Below are 18,143 nucleotides of genomic sequence, written 5' to 3' on the forward strand. Positions count from 1 at the left end.
ATGGTCAGTCTTTTGATCAGAGTGCCAGAGTTTCCAGCTGCCCCTTGGCCTGCGCCATGCCTTTGGCTTGTGCATCCGGGCCCATCCCCATCCCCTCGGCGTAGATGAAATCCACCTCTTTGATGCCGATGAAACCGAGCAGGGTACGCATGTAAGGTGTCACCAGATCGGTGGCGCTGCCGACGTGCATGCCGCCGCGGGGGCTTATCACCAGGGCACGGGTGTTCTCTACCAGACCGACCGGACCGGTTTCGGTATAGCGAAAAGTAACGCCAGCGCGAGCCACCAGATCGATCCAGTTTTTCAGCTGGGTCGGGATATTGAAGTTGTACATGGGGGCCGCAATCACCACCAGATCGCTCGCTTTGAGTTCGGCGATCAGCTCGTCGGACTGGGCGATCACCGCCAGCTGGCGCGCATTGAGGTTGTCACCACCGCGCAGACCGGAGGCTAGCTCGCCATCCAGCACCGGCAGGTTGAGGGCGGCCAGATCCCGCACGGTCACGGTATCGCTCTGATGCTGGGCAAGGAAGCCGTCGATCAGGGCGTTGGATTGGGAATATTGACCCAGGATGCTGGATTTGAGTACGAGGATATTGGCCATGGTGAAACTCCATTTGATTGTCGGTTGAACAGCTTGGCTGTCGATGGAGGTCACTCTAAACATTGTGCTTATTTGCTGATAGCGAAAATAGATGCTCAACTTATTCAAAATTTTTGATGCAAGGCCACTTCCTCGCCAGCCAGCCCCGCGACCGCGCTTCAACCCTTGGCAGAACAAACGATTGCCGTTATGATCCGCCGCACTTTTTTCCAGCGACCCGGATCCCATGATACCCTCACGCAGGCACTCTCCTCTGGCCGGTGCAGTCTGGATGATGGTGGCAGGACTCTGCTTCGCCGCCGTCAACAGCCTGAGCCAGTATGTCAGCTTCACACTCGGCCTTGCCTCTACCCAGGTCGCCTTCCATCAATACCTGATCGCCCTGATCTGCCTGTTGCCCTGGCTGGTTCGTCACGGCCTGCGCCAATCCCTGATGACCAATCAGTTCCGGTTGCACCTGCTGCGGGTGTTGCTGGCGGTGATCGGCATCCAGCTCTGGCTGTGGGCACTGGCGGTGCCCGTTCCCATCTGGCAGGGGATCGCCCTGCTGATGACCTCGCCGCTGTTTGCCACCTTGGGCTCCGCCCTGCTGCTCAAGGAGCAGGTGAGCCGGGCCCGTATTCTGGCCACTCTGGCGGGCTTTGCCGGCGCCATGCTGATCCTCGCCCCCTGGGCTGACGATTTCAGCTGGGCCTCCCTGCTGCCGGTGGCGGCGGCGCTGTTCTGGGCGGGCTACTCCCTGCTGGTACGCTATCAGGCGGCCAACGAATCATCCCACACTATCGTGGTCTACCTGCTTATCTTCAGTACCCCGTTCAACGCCATGCTGGCGCTGCCAGAGTGGCAGTGGCCCACCGAGCCACAATGGCTGCTGCTGGCGGCAGCGGGCATTCTGTCGGCACTCGCGCACATGTCCATCGCTCGCGCCTACAGCGTGGCGGAAGCCTCCTTCGTGCAGCCTTTCGATTTTGCCAAGCTGCCGATGAACGTGCTGGCAGGCTGGCTGGTCTTTGGCTGGGCGCCCCCCGGCCGTCTGTGGCTGGGCGCCGCCATCATCATTGGCGCCATTACCTTGCTGACCCATCTGGAGCAGCGCGCTCACAAACCCGTTTCCTGAGGTACGCCATGCGTGCCTCTTTTTTTGCCCGCTATTCCCGCAATCAAGTGTGCAATAGCGGCCATCAACAGTGACCATCGACATCAGGAGAGATCGTATGTTTGGAACCGCAACCCGCCCCGGCGCCACCCGTGCCCTGCTGCTGGGCTCCGGCGAACTCGGCAAGGAGGTCGCCATCGAGTTGCAACGGTTCGGGATCGAAGTGATCGCCGCCGACCGCTACCCCAATGCCCCCGCCATGCAAGTAGCCCATGCCGCCCGGGTGCTGGATATGCTCGATGGCGCCGCCCTGCGCGAGCTGGTCGCCGAGATCAAACCCGACCTCATCATCCCCGAGATTGAAGCGATTGCCACCGATACCCTGGCCGCCCTTGAGCAAGAAGGGGTCAAGGTAGTGCCCAATGCCCGCGCCACCCAGCTCACCATGAACCGGGAAGGGATCCGCCGCCTCGCCGCCGAGACCCTGGGTCTGCCCACCTCCCCCTACCGTTTTGCCCAGAGCAAGGAGGAGTTTGTCGCCGCCGTTGAGGCCATCGGCCTGCCCTGTGTGATAAAGCCAGTAATGAGTTCATCTGGCAAGGGGCAGAGCGTCTTGCGCGATCTCGCCAAGCTGGATGAGAGCTGGACCTATGCCCAGGAGGGTGGCCGCGCCGGTCGTGGCAAGGTGATTGTCGAAGGGTTCGTTCCTTTCGAGTACGAAATCACCCTGCTCACGGTACGCGCCGTCGATGGCATTCACTTCTGCGAGCCGATCGGCCACCGTCAGGAAGATGGCGACTACCGCGAATCCTGGCAGCCGCAGGTGATGAGCGAACTGGCGCTGGCTCGCTCCAAAGAGGTCGCCGCCAAGGTGGTCGAGGCGCTGGGCGGCTATGGCCTGTTCGGGGTCGAGCTCTTTATCAGGGGCGATGAGGTGTGGTTCAGCGAAGTCTCCCCCCGCCCCCACGACACCGGCATGGTGACCCTGATTTCTCAGGATCTCTCCGAATTCGCCCTGCACGTACGCGCCATTCTGGGGCTGCCGGTCGGCACCATCACCCAGTACGGGCCGAGCGCCTCTGCCGTGGTGCTACGCGACGGGCACAGCCAGAATATCCGCTATCAGGGGATTGGCGAGGCATTGGCGCTGGTACCGGGTGCCCAGCTGCGGCTGTTTGGCAAGCCGGAGATCGCCGGTCGCCGCCGTCTCGGCGTGGCGCTGGCCCGCGCAGAGGATTGCCCGGCTGCGGTGGAAAAAGCCAAAGCCGTGGCCGCCAAGGTCGAGGTGATGTTCTAAGGGCTTTTTTTGCCACCGTAAAACAAACGTTTGCCGAGTGATCGGGCGCAAGGGGCATGGCACTGCCCCTTTTGCATTTTCCCGTCAGGCTTATAATCCCCTCTTCAAATTTGTCAGGAGTACAAGATGCTAGCTGCGGTGATCTTCGATATGGATGGTGTTCTGATCGACTCGGAACCCTTTTGGCAACAGGCCCAGATGGCCGTTTTCTCCGAACTAGGTCACCCCCACACCGTCGAGGATTGTGAATCGACCATAGGCGTGCGCATCGATCAGCTGGTGGCACACTGGTATCGGCTCCGCCCCTGGGTGGGCCCCAGCCAGGAAGAGGTGGTGCAGCGCATCCTGGATCGGGTCAATGCCCTCATTCTGAGCGAAGGTCAGGCCAAGGCGGGTGTGCTGGACGCGCTCGACCTTATCGAAGCGCGCGGGCTGAAAGTGGGTCTGGCCACCTCCTCCCCGTTCGCTATGGTGGAGGCAGTACTCGGCAAGCTCGGCATCCGTGATCGCTTTATGGCGGTTCACTCCGCCGAGGTGGAGCGATTCGGCAAGCCGCACCCGGATGTCTATATCCACGCGGCCGAGAAGCTCGGCGTCGAACCTGTGCACTGTCTGGCCATTGAAGACAGCTTTACCGGCCTGCTGGCGGCCAAGGCGGCCTCCATGAAAGCGCTCATCGTGCCGGATCCCGCCCTGGTGGGCGATCCGCGTCTGGCCATCGCCAACTACCAGCTAAGCTCGCTGGCCGAACTGGATGCCGACATGCTGGCCAGCTGGGTCGCGTGAACGCGCGCGCGAGCCTGGGGCGCATGGGCCAGAAAGCCTGCAGCACCCCCTTTGATCTTGGTCATAAACGTGCACTTGCTCGCGGTTAACCCCCTCTTGGCCGACTAGAATCAGGGAAGATAGGCGGCCACTCGGCCCCAGGAGGTCACTATGATCGAGTACACCAGCAAGAGTATCGTCTGCCCCCACTGTGGCCACCACACCCGGGTCGAGCTGGATGCCAGCCAGGGGGATCAGGAGTTCTACGAAGATTGCATGGCCTGTTGCAACCCCATCCACCTGCGGCTGCACCGGGATGAGGCCCGCGACTGCCTGCAGCTGTTTGTGGATGCCGACGACGAGCAGCTGTTCTGACTGCGAATCACAAAAAACAGTCACGCGGTTTTGACTGCGAGCGAACGCGAACAAGGGATCACAAAGGGCCTGCAGGATGCAGGCCCTTTTCTATGGCAAGTCGCCAGAAGCGAGCAAAACCTGGCAGATCACCCCGGCTGGCGCGCTGCCAGCACCCGCTCCACGGTATCGACGATGGCCTGGGTCTGGGGATCGATCTCGATATTGGTGTGCCAGCCCGCTTTGACCCAGCCCAGGTTGGTACGGGCCAGGGTCTCCGGGATCAGGTTGACGCAAAATGTGTTCTCACGCACCTCCCCCACGGTCAGGCTGATGCCGTCGATACCGATGTAACCCTTGGTCAGCACATATTTCATCAACTCGGGGGCCAGGCGATACCACACCTGACGGTTGTTGGGGGTGTCGATGACGGAGATCACCTCAGCCGTGCCCATGATGTGGCCAGACATAGCATGGCCGCCAATCTCGTCACCAAAGCGGGCCGCCCGCTCCACGTTGACCTTGTCCCCCGTTTGCAACTGACCGAGGTTGGTCAAACGCAAGGTTTCCTGCATCAGATCGAAGCTGACCAGATCCCCTTCCACCCGGGTAACCGTCAGGCAACAGCCGTTATGGGCCACAGAGGCGCCGAGCGCCAACCCCTCGCCCCAAACCCGGCTTGGCATACGGATCACGTGGATGCGAAAGTTGGGCTGCTCTTCAATGGCCACCAGTTCGGCGGTCCCCTGCACTATGCCGGTGAACATGTCTCGTCTCCTGCTACGAAAAAAGGCAGGTTAACCCCGCGTTGCGGCACTGACAAGCGCACCAGCTGACAAGCCAGCCCTCGATCGCTATAGTGGCGGCGTTTACATTCGGGTTAACGAGGAAAAGAAATGCAGGTATATCAATGTTGTGAGGCCATTCGCATCGCCTATAACCAGATCGGCTCAGGTGATCAGGGCTATGTGCCGCAGGCCATCGCCGCGACCATCAGGGCGCTCAACGCCGTGGCCTCTGACGAGCGGGTGCCAGCCGACCTGCGCGAGCAAGCCGCCTATGCCGCCGCCAATCTGCTGATCAGCGATCACGAAGACGCCTGAACCCGCTACAAAGCCATGGCTCAACCGTTTCGCGATGGTTGATTTTCAGGCTAGAATGCCCCCCCGCATGTTGTCTCCCCGCAGTGGGGAGGCAAAAGCCCATCCGTTATCCGCTCTTTCTCTTTTTATCTGATCCACTCGGAGGTGTCAGTGCAACGTTACTTGTCCGAGGCGAGGCAGCTCGTTCGTTTAGCCAGCCCCATTCTGGTGGCCCAGGTGGCCCAGATCGCCATGAACTTTGTCGATACCGTGATGGCGGGACAGGTCAGTGCCGTGGATCTGGCGGCTGTGTCGGTTGCCTCCAGCTTCTGGTTGCCGATCATCTTGCTGGTGCAGGGCATCATCATGGCGCTCACCCCCATCGTTTCCCAGCTCAACGGCGCCCGTAAACGGGACGAGATCCGCCCGGCCGTGCACCAGGGTTTCTGGCTGGCCCTGATGGTGACCCCCATCGCCATGGTGGCGCTCTATTTCAGTCCGCTGGCGCTGCACTTCATGGACGTGGATCCGGTCATGGCTGCCAAGACTGCCGGCTACCTGCACGCCATTTTGTGGGGCCTGCCCGCCTTCGTGATGTTCCAGGTGCTGCGCAACTTCAGTGAGGGGCTCTCCCACACCATGCCAACCATGGTGATCGGCTTTGTCGGGCTGGCGGTCAATATTCCCGCCAATTACATTTTCATTCACGGTCACTTCGGTATGCCCAAGCTCGGCGGCGTCGGCTGCGGTGTGGCCACCGCCATCGTGCTGTGGGCCATGCTGCTGGCAATGATCGTCTACGTGAAGCTCTCCCCCCACTTCAAGAAGATCAACTTGTTTGCCCAGCTTGCACGCCCCAACGGCAGCCGGATCTGGCGCCTGTTTCGTCTCGGCTTCCCCATCGCCATGGCCATTTTCTGCGAAGTGACCCTGTTTACCGTGGTGGCCTTGATACTGGCCCCGTTCGGTGCAGAGACGGTAGCGAGCCACCAGATTGCGCTCAACTTCTCCAGCCTGGTGTTTATGCTGCCCCTCTCCATCGGGGTGGGTGTCACCATCCGGGTCGGCCACAGCATAGGGGAAGGCCAACCCCATCACGCCCGGGTGGCAGCCCGTACCGGTATTCTGCTGGGCATGACTGTCGCTGTGCTCACCGCGGCGGTTACCGTGCTACTACGGGAGCAAATCGCCTCCATCTATACCGATGACCTGCAGGTGATCGCCCTGGCGGCCACCTTGCTGTTCTTCGCAGCCATCTACCAGCTCTCCGATTCGGTGCAAGTGGTGGCGGCCGCGGCACTGCGCGGGTACAAGGATACCCAGGCGATCTTCTACATCACCATCGTCGCCTACTGGGGACTGGGGCTGCCGACCGGCATGATCCTGGGTCTGACCGACTGGCTGGTACCGCGGATGGGGCCGCAGGGCTTCTGGATCGGCTTTATCGTCGGCCTCACCAGTGCCGCCCTGATGCTGGGGGCGAGATTGCGCTACATCTACGGTCGTTTTGCCACCCCGGAGGCCTGCACTACCTTGTCGCGGGCCCAGTAACAGGGCGTGGAAGCGACAACTCGCCTGCAAAATCAACAGGCTGCGCAAGAACTGGGCAAACAGTCTCCTTTGTGCGTGCGGCCTGTTGACAGCCTTGGGGGGCATGGGTAGTATGCCGACCACGTCAGCAGTGCTGGCGTAGTGAAGAAACAATGAAGTGGGTTTATAGCTCAGTTGGTTAGAGCACTACCTTGACATGGTAGGGGTCGTTGGTTCGAATCCAATTAAACCCACCACTTTTCTGTGATGCGTCCTTAGCTCAGCTGGTTAGAGCACCACCTTGACATGGTGGGGGTCGGTGGTTCGAATCCACTAGGACGCACCATCACAGAATACCGAGTATGCGTCCTTAGCTCAGCTGGTTAGAGCATCACCTTGACATGGTGGGGGTCGGTGGTTCGAATCCACTAGGACGCACCATATTCCCGTGAGTTGACCTCCTTCAGGTTGAACCTCATGCGAATAGAAAAAGTTGCCTGATGTGGGTTTATAGCTCAGTTGGTTAGAGCACTACCTTGACATGGTAGGGGTCGTTGGTTCGAATCCAATTAAACCCACCACTTCTCGCAAATGAAAAGCCGCATCGCGCACCCTGCGTCCTTAGCTCAGCTGGTTAGAGCATCACCTTGACATGGTGGGGGTCGGTGGTTCGAATCCACTAGGACGCACCAGATTAGAAAAGCCCGCTCATCGAGCGGGCTTTTTGCATTCTGCTTTACTGCCACAGCTTCCCCGCCATCCTGACACAGCCCCGCCCCTGGTTGCAGGTGCGACGTCGCTAGAAGAGATCCAGCTGCTGGCCGCAGATCCGGTCGAATGACTCGCCGATGAAGGGCAGTATAGCGTCGGCGATGGGCCTTAGCTGCTTGTCGATGTAGTGCTCGTAATCGATGGCGCTGCGTCTGTATTCCAGCGGCTCCGGGCCGCCCAGCGTCATCAGATAGGCGATGGTGCCCCTGTGCTGATAACGCTGGGGCTGACCGCGGCGCAGGTTCTCCTCGTCGGCCAGCCGCGCCGCCCGCACATGGGGCGGCACATTCTTCTGATACTCTTCGAGCTTCTGGCGCAGTCGCTTGCGGTAGATAAGCAGATCATCGTGCAGGCCAGCCCGGGTCTGATCCACTATGGTGCGCACATAACCGCTGGGGTCCTCATCGTGAAACACCAGCTCGTAGAGCCGGGTCTGGAATTGCTTGGCCAGCATGGTCCAGTCGGTGCGCACCGATTCCAACCCCTTGAACACCAGGTGCTCCTCCTCACCTCGCCCCTCTTCCTGTTTTCCAACCAGGCCGGCGTAGCGCTTCTTGCTCCCCTTCTCCAACCCGCGAATGGTGGGCATCAAGAAGCGACGATAGTGGGTCTCGTACTGGATCTCCAAATGGCTCGGCAGGTCGAATTCACGCTTGATCAGCGCACTCCAGTTGTCGTTGATCATTCGGGCCAGCTCATGGCCAATTTCATCCGCCTGCTGCGGGCTTGTCTCCCTCCCCAGGTGGACGAAGGTGGAATCGGTGTCACCGTAGATCACCTCAAACCCCTGCGCTTCTATCCACTCCCGGGTCTGCTGCATGATGCTGTGGCCGCGCAAGGTGATGGAAGAGGCAAGCCTGGGGTCATAGAAACGACAGCCACCCGAGCCCAGTACGCCGTAAAAGGAGTTCATGATGATCTTGATAGCCTGGGAGAGCGCCTTGTTGCTGGCTGCCTTGGCCCTGTCCCGCGCCGCCCACAGGGTGGCGATAAGATCCGGCAGAAAGTGGCGAGTACGGGAAAACAGGGCGCCGCGAAAGCCGGGAATGGCCTCGTCCGGGTGCTGCAACCCTTCTATCAACCCCATGGGATCGATGCAGAAGGTGCGGATGATGCTGGGATAGAGGCTCTTGAAATCGAGCACCAGCACGTGACGATAGAGACCGGGTTTGGAGTCCATCACATAGCCGCCGGGGCTCGCGAGCCCGCCATCGGCAGGCAGATTGGGCGCCACGTAGCCGCCGCGATGGAGCCGCGGCAGGTAGAGGTTGGTGAAGGCCGCCACCGATCCCCCCACCCTGTCCAGCTCAAGCCCGGTGAGAGAGGCCCGCTCGATGGCAAAGGGGATCAGGTGGCAGTAGTCGAAGATCTCCCACACCAGCCTGCAATCTTCCAGGTTGTAGCGGGCGAGCGCCTCCTTGTCGGAGTGGAACAGTTCGGTGATCTTCTCTCCCCGATTGGCCACATCCTCGATATCCTTGCCACGGCCGAGCAGCTCGCTTGCCACTGCATCCAGGCTGTAACTGGCAAACTGCCAGGTGGCGCTTTTGAGGGTATCGATGCCGTCGAGCACCATGCGGCCCGGGATGATGACGTTGCCGGTCTGGGGATCGTTACGCGATGAGCGCCAGAAGCAGAGTTCGCGCCCCCGCCCGAGCCGCAGCCGCCGCTTGTTGAGCTCGGCGCGGCGCAGCAGCAGGCGAAAGTCGAAATTGACCACGTTCCAGCCGATCACCAGATCGGGGTCGTGCTGGCTGAACCAGGTTTCCAGCGCGCTCAGCAGGCCATTTTCATCCGCCACCCACTCGATGCGGGTCTCCCACGCCTCGGCACCGGCTTCGGGGGCGCCAATCATGATGACCCGCGCATCCTCACGGCTATAGAGCCCTACCGAGAAGAGGGCCCCGTCCATGGCACACTCCACGTCCAGCGACACCCAGGAGAGGCTCGGCGTCACCGCCTGCGGGGCGCAGCGCGCCTCGTTCACCTCCCAGTAGCAACGCTTGCCCCCCTTCTGCAGGGCATGGCCGCCAAAACGCACCCCGGCGGTGATGAAGCGCTCCATCAGGAAACGCTCCGGCAGCCGGATATCCGCCTCGAAGTGCTCCAGCCCGCGAATGAGCAGCAGCTCGATGGCGCGGTGAAAGGCGCTCAGGGTGGAAAAATAGCAGCCCACCACGGCACGCCCGTCGAAGGTGTGCATGGGCAGACGGCGAAATCGCCCGCTCACCCCAGCCCCCTTGAACAGCTCGGCCGCCTCCTGCATGTGGCTCTGTGGCAGGAAGAACACGGGCTCTTGCCCCGGCACCACCAGCCGCACCGGCCCCAGCGCGCTCCAGAGCCACATCACTATCTCGGTGCGCCCCCCTTGCCCGGCACGGTCACGTACGTCCCGGCCATGACGGGTCAGGATGAAACCGTCGCGAGGAGGCGTGGCAGGAGAGGTGACAGTCACAGTGGGCTGGGTCGCAGTCATTCAGGATAAAGAGGTCGGCCTTGGGATGAGACTATTGTACGTTCATACAGTGCCTGGCCGCAATCGCCACACCAGGCTGCGCGGCAGGCGCCAAGCTGGTAAGCTCGACCCTCTGCCCATGCGCCGGGAGCCCAGTGATAACGGCCCGTTCCCTGCGCCTATTTGCCTACTACAAGGAGCCCTGGTGACACTCTATTCCCTGCTGGACCGGCTGACCATTTCCTACCAGCGCATCGACCATGCCCCCGTCTTCACCTGTGAGGAGGCGAGCACACTGCTGCCCGATCTGCCCGCCGCCAGGACCAAGAACCTGTTCTTGCGCGACCCGAAAAGTGAACGGCTGTTTTTGGTGGTGGCGCCGGAGGAGAGTCGGGTCGATCTCAAGGCGCTGGCCATGGCGCTCGGGGTCAAGCGGCTGAGCTTTGGCTCCCCCGAGCGGCTCAATGCGGTGCTCGGCCTCACCCCCGGCGCCGTCACCCTGCTCGCCATGGTGCGCGACACAGAACAGGCGGTGACGCTGGTGGTGGACCAAACCATCTGGCATGCCGAACAGGTGCAGTGCCACCCGCTGGTCAACACCGCCACCCTCATCATCACGCTGGACGATGTGCGCCGCCTGCTCGCCCACCTGGGCCGGGAGGCCTCCGTCATGGCACTGCCGGTGCAGCCAACCTGACCCACTCAGATCAGTAGCGCGATCGACGCCCCCCGTCTCGAGTCCTTGATGAATCGAATCAGCTGCCGCCATCGATCCGGTTGTGGCCGCTATCGGACTACAGCCGCTCAAGCCATTGATAATGAGCGGGATGCATCTTGTCATCCGGCACTGTCATGGCGACCCTCAGGGTCGAGACACAGTGACCGGCAGGACGAGCCCGTAGAGACCCTTTAATGCAAAATCTGTTTTCCTCAGCACAGTTGTCGAGGCTGGTGCTGTTTGTCACGCTGTCGCACGTCGGTGGCGCGGCCAAGCCCCTGCAGACGGCAGCGCTGCGCGCATGACGGCCACCATAGTGTGCCGGGCCGCGCAACGTGCCGATGCGCCCGCCTATCGCCGTTATGTGGCCGAATGCGGTGAAGCAGGCCTGCCGCTCTATCAGGTGGCGCAGTTTGATCCCGATGGCTGGCTGCAAAGCCTGCTCCATCATGCCGAGGGACGCCAGCTACCCATGGGGTATCCGCCTACCACTACCTACTTTGCGCTTGAGAAAGGGGAGATCCTCGGGGCCCTGCGCCTGCGCCACGGCGACAATCCGGCCACCCGGGCGTGGCTTGGCCACATCGGCTACGAGACCCGCCCCTCCCGCCGTGGTGAAGGGGTCGCCCGTACCCTGCTGCTCTGGCTGCAGCAACATGTATTGACCAGCCCAGTACTCATCAGCTGCGACGAAACGAATAGAGCCTCCCTCAAGATCATTGAATCTGCCAACGGACAATGGCTGGATCGCCGCTACCATGCCGGAGATAACTGCTGGGTGCGGTTCTACCGGATCTCTCCCTCTGGATGGCGGCCAGCCTGACTCAGTGCGGGCCCAATAAAAAGAGCGCCGCTAAGGCGCTCATGTTGTGACTGATGACGTGATGATGAGTGGCGATCAGTAGCTGTCTTCCTGCTCGGCGTTCATTCGGGCCAGACGGGCATGGGCTTCCTCTTCGGCGCTCTCGATTTCATGCAGCACGGCATCGATATCGATGGCCTCGGTGCTCTCCTCGAACAGGCCGGTCAGCTCGCTCTCCGGGGTCAGCTTGCCATCTTCGAACAAGGCCCACATCTCCTTGGCGTAGCGGGTCTTGAGCAGCTCGGGGGCATACATGCCGTAGTAGTTGCGCATGTTGTTGACGTCCCGCTCCAGCATGGCCTTGGCCTGGTTGTTGGCGGCGGCATCCACCACCTGGGGCAGATCTATGATGACGGGCCCCTGGCCATCCACCAGCACGTTGAATTCGGAAAGGTCGCCGTGGATGAGGCCGGCACAGAGCATGCGCACCACGTAGCGGATCACCTTGGCGTGATCGGCGATGGCCTGCTCGGACGAGAGCGCCACATCGTTGAGACGGGGGGCCACGTTGCCCTCCTCGTCGGTGATGAGCTCCATCAGGAGCACGCCGTCGAGGCAGACATAGGGCTGTGGCACCCGCACCCCGGCCGCAGCCAGCTTGAACAGGGCGTCGACCTCGGTGTTCTGCCACACCTCTTCGTGTTGCTTGCGACCGTACTTGGAGCCCTTCTCCATGGCGCGGGCGCTGCGGCTGTTGCGTACCTTGCGCCCTTCCTGATAGACCACAGCCTGCTTGAAGCTGCGCTTGGACGCCTCTTTATAGACCTTGGCGCAGCGGATCTCGTCACCGCAGCGCACCACATAGACGTCGGCCTCTTTGCCGCTCATCAGCCGGCTGATGACGTCATCGACCAGGCCGTCATCAACCAGAGGTTGGATTCGATTTGGAATTTTCATGGCCGCCCTTTTACCCTATTTGCGCATCAGAAGATAGCCCCTGTGGGGCCAGCGTGCATATCCCTGTTATCTGGCGCCCTGCGGCGCCCTAATTGCCGACTTTTTGCCCACCAAACTGCCTGAATGACAAGCAGTTGTCACCCGCCTCCGCTCAACACGCCAACCGATGTCTTTCCCTTCAGGGTTCGGGTGGCAGACCGCGGCGGATCCGCTTAATCCCCTCTTCATAGAGACCGTCCGGCCCCGCCTGATGCTCCTGGGTTTCGAAGATCTTGAGAAACCACATGTACTGCTCGGGATGACGGCGCAACTGTCGCTCCACCATGCAATTCATGGCGTTGACGTCGGCGGTCAAATCGTCCGTGGGGTAAGGATCAAACGGGGGGTCAATCTCAAGCCGGTAGCACTCTTCATCCTCGTCGTAGCAGGCGAGGATGGGCACAGCCCTGGCGCCGGTCAACGTCACCAGCTTGGGCAGGGCCGGCAGGGTCGCCTTGGGGTGGCCGAAGAAGGGGATGAACAGGCTGGCCTCGCGGCCATGATCCTGATCCGGCAGATAGAAGAAACTGGCGCCGCTGCGAATGGCCTTGATGGCCGGCTTGATGCCGACACTGCGCTCATACACCTTGCCCCCCTTGGCCCGTTCGCGGTTGATGTACCAGTCAAATACCTGATCTTTCGGGCTCTTCATCATGGTGCACAGAACAAGCCCCTCGTCACTCAGGTAGCGGCCAATCATGTCCACCGCCCAGGTGTGAGGCACCACCAGTATCATGGGACGCCCGGCGGCCTGTTCCGCCGCTATATGTTCCCAGCCCCGCACCTTGATGCGGCTTTTAAGATGCGCGGCGCTGCGCAGGGTCAGCTCGCCAAAGCCCATGAAGGTCTTGAGGCCGGTGCGGATCGCTTTGAGCAAGAGGGTGCGGCGTCCGGCCGCATCCAGCTCGGGAAAACAGATCTTGAGATTGGTCTCGGCAATGTAAGCCTGCTTTTTGGAAAGGCGCAGCAACGCCGGGGCTATGGCATTGGCAAACCACCCGCGTACGCCGTGAGGCACCAGGGCCAGCAGGCACAAAAAACCAAGCGCCAGCCAACTGCCCCACCAGCGCGGATGGAGCAGACGGGCATGAAATGAGGAGTCAAAAACCGGATCGTGTGAAGACATGGCCACCATCAAGTCATAAAAAATAAACGGTTATTGTAATTATCCTGATATTTTTTTCCACTTTGGGGTGCCAGGGGCTGCGCAAGCCAAGGCGTGGCGCCCACAAAAATGGCCCCGAAGGGCCATGACAAACAGCGCTGACACCCGCTCAGGGACGAGGGGGAAGATCGCCCCGGATCCGCTTAATGCCCTCTTCGTAGAGGCCATCCGGCCCTTCCTGATCCTCACGGGTATCGAAGATCTTGAGGAACCACATGTACTGACCGGGATGACGGGTCAGCTGCTGCTGCACCATGTCATTCATGCGACAAGTGTCCGCCATCAGATCGGCGCTGGGATAATCCGTAAACGGCGCCTCTATCTCCAGACGGTAGCAGTAGTGCGCCTCGTCATAGCAGGCTAGCAAGGGCACAGCCCGGGCACCGCTGAGCTGCACCAGACGTGGCAGGGCTGGCAGAGTTGCCTTGGGATAGCCGAAGAAGGGAGCGAAGATACTCGCCTCACGGCCATGATCCTGGTCCGGCAGATAGAAGAAGCTGTGTCCACGCTTGATGGTTCTGATCACCGACTTGATACCGGCACTGCGTTCATAGACACGGCAGCCATTCTTGGCCCGCTCCCGATTGATGTGCCAGTCAAAGACCGGATTGCGGGCACTCTTCATCATGGTGCACATGGGCACGCCGCGCTGAGTGAAGTAGTAGCCGGCAGCATCGACTGGCCAGCTATGGGGGACCACCAGGATCATGGGGCGGCCGGCGGCCTGCTCCGCCTCGATATGCTCCCAGCCACTCACCTGGATGCGCTTCATCAGGTAGGCGGGACTGCGCACCGTGAACTCACCGAAGCCGAGCAGGGTCTTGAGACCGATGCGAATCGAGGTCATCAGGATGGCATCACGCTCGGCTTGGCTCTTGTTGGCAAAGCAGATATCCAGATTGGTTTTAGCGATATAGATCTGTTTCTTGGAGACCTTGAGCACCAGCGGCGCCAGCCATTCTGCCAGCTTGTCACGCCAACGCGGTGGCACGAAGGCAAGCAGACACAGCGCACCCAGTGCCAACCAGCTTGGCCAGTAACGCGGTCGCAATAAACGGGTCTGAAAAGAGGTGTCAAACACAGGATCTAGGGAAGACATGAATGAGGTCAAACGAAGAAAATGGGGTTGCATTGTATTCATCCTGACAGGTAATACCAGTGAAATTCATCATGAGCACCTCAGGGTGAGCGCTGGTTCAAAAAATGGATTCCCCAGCGGCAAAAAAGTCTCCTTCGACACTTCACCGCAGACAAAAAAGCGCTCCGGCTGGCGAAGCGCTGTCACTAGGTCTGGCCAGTGGAGTATGTCATCACCCATGCTCTTCTCGTTGACTGACCCCTTATCCCCTTGCTCTCCAACAGGGTCTTTGCCTAGCGTCGGGCTCCATACCGGGCCATGCCGGACACCCTGCCACTCTCACCCAGCGGCAGGAAGAACATCAGATAACGCAAGGCCACGTAGCCGACAATCAGGGTGGCGGCGCCCAGTTCGAAGTGGGCAAGCAGGTTGATCTGCGCCACATAGTGGGTCGCTTGCGGCCACTGCGCCAGCAGGTGTCCCACCTTGAACAGGGCGGTGGCACCTATCACCAGCGGGAAGGTGAAAGCGGCATACCCCGGCGAGAACGGCAGACGCAGCAGCTTGAAGAAGGCGAGGTAGATGATGCCGGTCATCAGGATGGCGATCCCCAGCAGCACGGCCACCAGCAGCAGGGAAGGATCCTCGGTCACCGTCAGGTAGCCCGCCAGTGACAGGCTGGCAGGGGCCGCCAGAATGGCGATGGTCGGCTTGGCGGCATCCGGCACTTCATGGCTGAAGATAAGGCGGTAGAGCATCAACGGCAACATCAGGCCGTAGCAGAGCAGGCCGAACCAGAGCAGAGCATCGGCCAGCACGGCAAACTGGCCGCCAGGAAAGGCGACGTCAGCCACGATAATGCCCACCGGCGGCACAAACCAGCTCGGCACCATGTGATGGATCTCGAACTGCTTGGCCCTGTGCCAGATGAAGGTCGCCAGGAAGAGAAGGTGCAGTACCACGGCAAACAACCAGAGCCCCTCGCCCATGCCCGGGCTCAACATGCCAACGGCTTTGGAGACCACCATGGTGGCCATGGCATAGGTCGGCACCACACTGCCCACCACGGGGTGGGCCAGATCCTGCCACAGCAGGCGCGGATGGAGCAGAAACTTGAAGGTGAGGATCACCAGCAGCACGGCGGCGACGGCGGCGCCCAGCAACTGCAGGCGACCATCGAACTGACCGGCATTTTCCCAGCACCAACCTAGACTGGCGATCCCGAGTGCCAGGCCCGCCATGGGGGTCGGGGCTTTGCCCAAGGATTGACGGGTGCTTGCGATCATGTCTGAAACCTCTTGTGAGAGACGATGGGCATAGGATAAAGAGCAGCTATCGTTTACGATATCTAAATGAATTAAATCAATCGTTCAGGTTAACCAAACATGAAGCTGACCCTGCAACAACTCAAGGTATTCGCCACCATCGCCCGCTACGGCAATCTGGGGCTGGCCGCCAACGAGCTCTGCCTGAGCAAGGGCGCCGTCTCCCAGTCGTTGCAGGAGTTGGAGCGCCAGCTCGCCACCCCCTTGTTCGATCGCATCCATCCCAGATTGCAGCTCAACAACGAGGGGCGCTTGCTGCAACCGGCCGCCGAAGAGCTGCTGACCCGGATGCAGGATATCGAAACCCTGTTCAGCCCGGATGCCGAGCCGAGCGGCCAGCTGCGCCTCGGCGCCAGCCAGACCATAGGCAACTACCTGCTGCCCACCCTGCTGGCCAGCAGCCAGCAGGAGCTGGGCCTGCCCCCCAGGGTCACCATCACCAACACCCACCAGCTCTGCCATCTGCTGACCAACTTCGAGCTGGATCTGGCCTTGATAGAGGGGCAGAACCACCACCCGGATCTCGTCAGCGAACCCTGGCTCAATGACGAGATGCTGATCGTGGCCCACCCCGGCCACCCCCTCGCCCGGCGCAACCGCCTGTCGCTCACCCAGCTGAGCGGTGAGACCTGGGTACTGCGCGAACCCCGGTCCGGCAGTCGCGAACAGTTCGAGCAGCAGATCCTGCCCGAGCTGCCCCGCTGGCAGGCGGGGCTGGAGCTCAATACCCTGGAGGCGGTGATGCTGGCGGTTGAAAAAAGGCTGGGGATCTCTTTCATCTCCCGCCTGGCGGTATCGGACAGGTTGCAGGCCGGTCGGCTGGTCGCCTTCTCCCTTGCCCGGCGGTTTCCCCGCCAGCTCTCCCTCATCTGGCATCGGCAAAAATACCACTCGGCCACCCTGCGCCGCTTCCTGCAGTTTTGCCGCGCACAAGAGGGTGCCCTGTCTCAACCTCAGGCGGCCACAGCAGGGTCACCAACGAGCAGATAGGGTGCTCGACGCCCCTCGCGCGCCAGCCTGTCTCTCGCCGCTTCCCGCTCAAGCCGGCAAGCGATCAGATAAAAAGAGAGGGCGCTCCGGCGCCCTCTCTGCATAGCCATGATCACGAGCCGACTTGCAAGCCGCGCTCGACCCACCCCAGCACGTCTCTGGTCAGGGCCTGCGGCACCCAGGGGGAGTCGTTCAATCCCTGCCTGACACAGGCGGCGAAATGATCCGCCTCATGCTGCATGCCACCGCCTGCCACCGGCTCTGCTATGTCTCCCGGCCAGGCAGGCAAGGGATCGCCCGTGAGCCAGCGTACCTGTTGTGGGTTCCACCACTTGCCGACCAGTTGCAGGGCCCAGCCCTCGCCGCCCAGATACGCCGCCTTGTCGAGATCCTGGACGATGGAGGCATCCAGCTCGGCCGCAAGGGGGCCGGTAAAGGCAAAATGCACCGACTCATCCACCTCGCCCGTTTGGCGTACCAGACGCACCTCTGGCTCCCCCGCCGGGAGATCCTGCTGCAGGCAGATCGCGGCGTAGAGCCAGAGCGGATAGACACCCACATCCCAGGCGGCGCCCCCGGCCAATGCGGGATCAAACAGCTTGCCGTCTCGCGCCTGTACCGAGCCGAAGGCCGCCCGCAGCCGGTTGAGTGCCGGCAAGGCACTGAGCCGCTGGAGCAACGTGCGCATGGCGGGGAAGCACATCACCTTCATCGCCTCCATCAGCAGCAGGCCACGGGCCTGGGCAAGCTGCACCAGCGCATCCCAATCAGCGACGTGAGTCACTGCCGGTTTTTCCACCAGCACGTGCTTGCCCGCCAGCAACATCTGCCTGATCAGGGCGGCATGCTCGGGATGGATCACCGCCACGTAGACGGCCTCCACCTCCGCACTTGCCGCCAGCGCCTGATAGCCGTCATAGGCAAGGGGTAGCCCCTGTTCCTCGGCAAAGGCCCGGGCCCGCGTCTGATCACGGGCGGCGATCGCCACCACTTGCCCCAGGCGGGCATGTTCATTCACGTCCTGGCAGAAGCGACGAGCAATGGCCCCTGCTCCGGCAATGCCCCAGCGCAGTGGCGCCCCGCTCAGCCCCTCGGTTTGCATCCGTTCTGTCTCC

17 protein-coding genes and 5 tRNA genes are annotated in these 18,143 nt (G+C 61.4%); 14 read left to right on the forward strand and 8 right to left on the reverse strand.

All coding sequences use genetic code 11. The features are described from left to right. Window positions 1–16 precede the first annotated feature (16 nt). Window positions 17–604 (reverse strand): FMN-dependent NADH-azoreductase, encoded by a 588-nt coding sequence (locus tag BN1129_RS14070; protein WP_042037345.1) that lies wholly within the window; start codon window positions 602–604, stop codon window positions 17–19. 226 nt (window positions 605–830) lie between these two features. On the opposite strand from BN1129_RS14070, the gene BN1129_RS14075 reads away from it, so the two are divergent. The 4 genes from BN1129_RS14075 (at window position 831) to BN1129_RS14090 (ending at window position 4,137) form a co-directional block, all read left to right on the forward strand. After that, window positions 831–1,721: a DMT family transporter gene (locus tag BN1129_RS14075; protein ID WP_042037346.1), complete on the forward strand. Its 891-nt coding sequence runs from the start codon at window positions 831–833 to the stop codon at window positions 1,719–1,721. 97 nt (window positions 1,722–1,818) lie between these two features. Then, window positions 1,819–2,997, forward strand: a complete 1,179-nt coding sequence (gene purT / locus BN1129_RS14080; protein WP_042037347.1) for a formate-dependent phosphoribosylglycinamide formyltransferase — start codon at window positions 1,819–1,821, stop codon at window positions 2,995–2,997. Between the two features lie 126 nt (window positions 2,998–3,123). Then, entirely contained in the window at window positions 3,124–3,783 is a 660-nt protein-coding gene (gene hxpB, locus BN1129_RS14085; protein ID WP_042037348.1) for a hexitol phosphatase HxpB, read from the forward strand. A gap of 150 nt (window positions 3,784–3,933) precedes the next feature. Further along, window positions 3,934–4,137 (forward strand): CPXCG motif-containing cysteine-rich protein, encoded by a 204-nt coding sequence (locus BN1129_RS14090; RefSeq protein WP_042037349.1) that lies wholly within the window; start codon window positions 3,934–3,936, stop codon window positions 4,135–4,137. A 128-nt stretch (window positions 4,138–4,265) separates the two neighbouring features. On the opposite strand, the gene BN1129_RS14095 is transcribed toward BN1129_RS14090, so the two are convergent. Next, window positions 4,266–4,883, reverse strand: coding sequence for a riboflavin synthase (locus BN1129_RS14095; RefSeq protein ID WP_042037350.1), 618 nt, complete (start codon window positions 4,881–4,883; stop codon window positions 4,266–4,268). Between the two features lie 129 nt (window positions 4,884–5,012). On the opposite strand from BN1129_RS14095, the gene BN1129_RS14100 reads away from it, so the two are divergent. The 7 genes from BN1129_RS14100 (at window position 5,013) to BN1129_RS14130 (ending at window position 7,420) form a co-directional block, all read left to right on the forward strand. Next, window positions 5,013–5,219 carry a YaeP family protein gene (locus tag BN1129_RS14100; RefSeq protein ID WP_042037351.1) on the forward strand — a complete coding sequence of 69 codons (207 nt, stop codon included), beginning with the start codon at window positions 5,013–5,015 and terminating at the stop codon, window positions 5,217–5,219. Between the two features lie 150 nt (window positions 5,220–5,369). Beyond that, window positions 5,370–6,749 carry an MATE family efflux transporter gene (locus BN1129_RS14105; RefSeq protein ID WP_042037352.1) on the forward strand — a complete coding sequence of 460 codons (1,380 nt, stop codon included), beginning with the start codon at window positions 5,370–5,372 and terminating at the stop codon, window positions 6,747–6,749. Between the two features lie 159 nt (window positions 6,750–6,908). Next, window positions 6,909–6,985, forward strand: a tRNA-Val gene (locus BN1129_RS14110). A 12-nt stretch (window positions 6,986–6,997) separates the two neighbouring features. After that, a tRNA-Val gene (locus BN1129_RS14115) sits at window positions 6,998–7,074 on the forward strand. An 18-nt stretch (window positions 7,075–7,092) separates the two neighbouring features. Beyond that, window positions 7,093–7,169: transfer RNA gene (locus BN1129_RS14120), tRNA-Val, on the forward strand. A 63-nt stretch (window positions 7,170–7,232) separates the two neighbouring features. Further along, window positions 7,233–7,309: transfer RNA gene (locus BN1129_RS14125), tRNA-Val, on the forward strand. Between the two features lie 34 nt (window positions 7,310–7,343). Next, window positions 7,344–7,420 (forward strand) — tRNA-Val (locus tag BN1129_RS14130). A 107-nt stretch (window positions 7,421–7,527) separates the two neighbouring features. On the opposite strand, the gene BN1129_RS14135 is transcribed toward BN1129_RS14130, so the two are convergent. Then, complete coding sequence (locus tag BN1129_RS14135; protein WP_042037353.1) at window positions 7,528–9,975, reverse strand: DNA polymerase II; 2,448 nt, start codon at window positions 9,973–9,975, stop codon at window positions 7,528–7,530. A gap of 184 nt (window positions 9,976–10,159) precedes the next feature. Between BN1129_RS14135 and BN1129_RS14140 the strand changes: the two genes are divergently transcribed. Together BN1129_RS14140 and BN1129_RS14145 are read left to right on the forward strand one after the other, a co-directional pair. After that, the gene (locus tag BN1129_RS14140) at window positions 10,160–10,651 is read left to right on the forward strand and encodes a prolyl-tRNA synthetase associated domain-containing protein (RefSeq protein WP_042037354.1); all 492 of its coding nucleotides are present in this window, start codon (window positions 10,160–10,162) and stop codon (window positions 10,649–10,651) included. A 322-nt stretch (window positions 10,652–10,973) separates the two neighbouring features. Then, on the forward strand, window positions 10,974–11,495 hold the full coding sequence (locus BN1129_RS14145; protein ID WP_042037355.1) for a GNAT family N-acetyltransferase: 522 nt from the start codon (window positions 10,974–10,976) through the stop codon (window positions 11,493–11,495). A gap of 75 nt (window positions 11,496–11,570) precedes the next feature. Here BN1129_RS14145 and BN1129_RS14150 read toward each other — a convergent pair whose 3' ends face one another. The 4 genes from BN1129_RS14150 to BN1129_RS14165 all read right to left on the reverse strand — a co-directional run bounded on the left by BN1129_RS14150 (window position 11,571) and on the right by BN1129_RS14165 (window position 15,999). Then, window positions 11,571–12,431, reverse strand: a complete 861-nt coding sequence (locus BN1129_RS14150) for a PA4780 family RIO1-like protein kinase (RefSeq protein ID WP_042037356.1) — start codon at window positions 12,429–12,431, stop codon at window positions 11,571–11,573. A gap of 178 nt (window positions 12,432–12,609) precedes the next feature. Next, the gene (locus BN1129_RS14155; protein ID WP_042037357.1) at window positions 12,610–13,605 is read right to left on the reverse strand and encodes an LpxL/LpxP family acyltransferase; all 996 of its coding nucleotides are present in this window, start codon (window positions 13,603–13,605) and stop codon (window positions 12,610–12,612) included. A 139-nt stretch (window positions 13,606–13,744) separates the two neighbouring features. Then, on the reverse strand, window positions 13,745–14,734 hold the full coding sequence (gene lpxM / locus BN1129_RS14160; protein WP_042037392.1) for a lauroyl-Kdo(2)-lipid IV(A) myristoyltransferase: 990 nt from the start codon (window positions 14,732–14,734) through the stop codon (window positions 13,745–13,747). A 272-nt stretch (window positions 14,735–15,006) separates the two neighbouring features. Continuing rightward, the gene (locus tag BN1129_RS14165) at window positions 15,007–15,999 is read right to left on the reverse strand and encodes a TDT family transporter (RefSeq protein ID WP_042037358.1); all 993 of its coding nucleotides are present in this window, start codon (window positions 15,997–15,999) and stop codon (window positions 15,007–15,009) included. A 99-nt stretch (window positions 16,000–16,098) separates the two neighbouring features. Between BN1129_RS14165 and BN1129_RS14170 the strand changes: the two genes are divergently transcribed. After that, complete coding sequence (locus tag BN1129_RS14170; protein WP_042037359.1) at window positions 16,099–17,028, forward strand: LysR substrate-binding domain-containing protein; 930 nt, start codon at window positions 16,099–16,101, stop codon at window positions 17,026–17,028. 112 nt (window positions 17,029–17,140) lie between these two features. On the opposite strand, the gene BN1129_RS14175 is transcribed toward BN1129_RS14170, so the two are convergent. Continuing rightward, window positions 17,141–18,130 (reverse strand): Gfo/Idh/MocA family protein, encoded by a 990-nt coding sequence (locus BN1129_RS14175; RefSeq protein ID WP_042037360.1) that lies wholly within the window; start codon window positions 18,128–18,130, stop codon window positions 17,141–17,143. Between the last annotated feature and the right edge of the window lie 13 nt (window positions 18,131–18,143).

Origin of the sequence: Aeromonas popoffii (assembly GCF_000820025.1) — a bacterium.
GTDB classification, from domain to species: Bacteria; Pseudomonadota; Gammaproteobacteria; order Enterobacterales; family Aeromonadaceae; genus Aeromonas; species Aeromonas popoffii.

Coding starts and splice junctions, on each gene's coding strand:
- BN1129_RS14070 (WP_042037345.1), bottom strand. CDS start 604: ATGGCCAATATCCTCGTACTCAAATCCAGCATCCTGGGTCAATATTCC.
- BN1129_RS14075 (WP_042037346.1), top strand. CDS start 831: ATGATACCCTCACGCAGGCACTCTCCTCTGGCCGGTGCAGTCTGGATG.
- purT (WP_042037347.1), top strand. CDS start 1,819: ATGTTTGGAACCGCAACCCGCCCCGGCGCCACCCGTGCCCTGCTGCTG.
- hxpB (WP_042037348.1), top strand. CDS start 3,124: ATGCTAGCTGCGGTGATCTTCGATATGGATGGTGTTCTGATCGACTCG.
- BN1129_RS14090 (WP_042037349.1), top strand. CDS start 3,934: ATGATCGAGTACACCAGCAAGAGTATCGTCTGCCCCCACTGTGGCCAC.
- BN1129_RS14095 (WP_042037350.1), bottom strand. CDS start 4,883: ATGTTCACCGGCATAGTGCAGGGGACCGCCGAACTGGTGGCCATTGAA.
- BN1129_RS14100 (WP_042037351.1), top strand. CDS start 5,013: ATGCAGGTATATCAATGTTGTGAGGCCATTCGCATCGCCTATAACCAG.
- BN1129_RS14135 (WP_042037353.1), bottom strand. CDS start 9,975: ATGACTGCGACCCAGCCCACTGTGACTGTCACCTCTCCTGCCACGCCT.
- BN1129_RS14145 (WP_042037355.1), top strand. CDS start 10,974: ATGACGGCCACCATAGTGTGCCGGGCCGCGCAACGTGCCGATGCGCCC.
- BN1129_RS14150 (WP_042037356.1), bottom strand. CDS start 12,431: ATGAAAATTCCAAATCGAATCCAACCTCTGGTTGATGACGGCCTGGTC.
- BN1129_RS14155 (WP_042037357.1), bottom strand. CDS start 13,605: ATGGTGGCCATGTCTTCACACGATCCGGTTTTTGACTCCTCATTTCAT.
- lpxM (WP_042037392.1), bottom strand. CDS start 14,734: ATGTCTTCCCTAGATCCTGTGTTTGACACCTCTTTTCAGACCCGTTTA.
- BN1129_RS14165 (WP_042037358.1), bottom strand. CDS start 15,999: ATGATCGCAAGCACCCGTCAATCCTTGGGCAAAGCCCCGACCCCCATG.
- BN1129_RS14170 (WP_042037359.1), top strand. CDS start 16,099: ATGAAGCTGACCCTGCAACAACTCAAGGTATTCGCCACCATCGCCCGC.
- BN1129_RS14175 (WP_042037360.1), bottom strand. CDS start 18,130: ATGCAAACCGAGGGGCTGAGCGGGGCGCCACTGCGCTGGGGCATTGCC.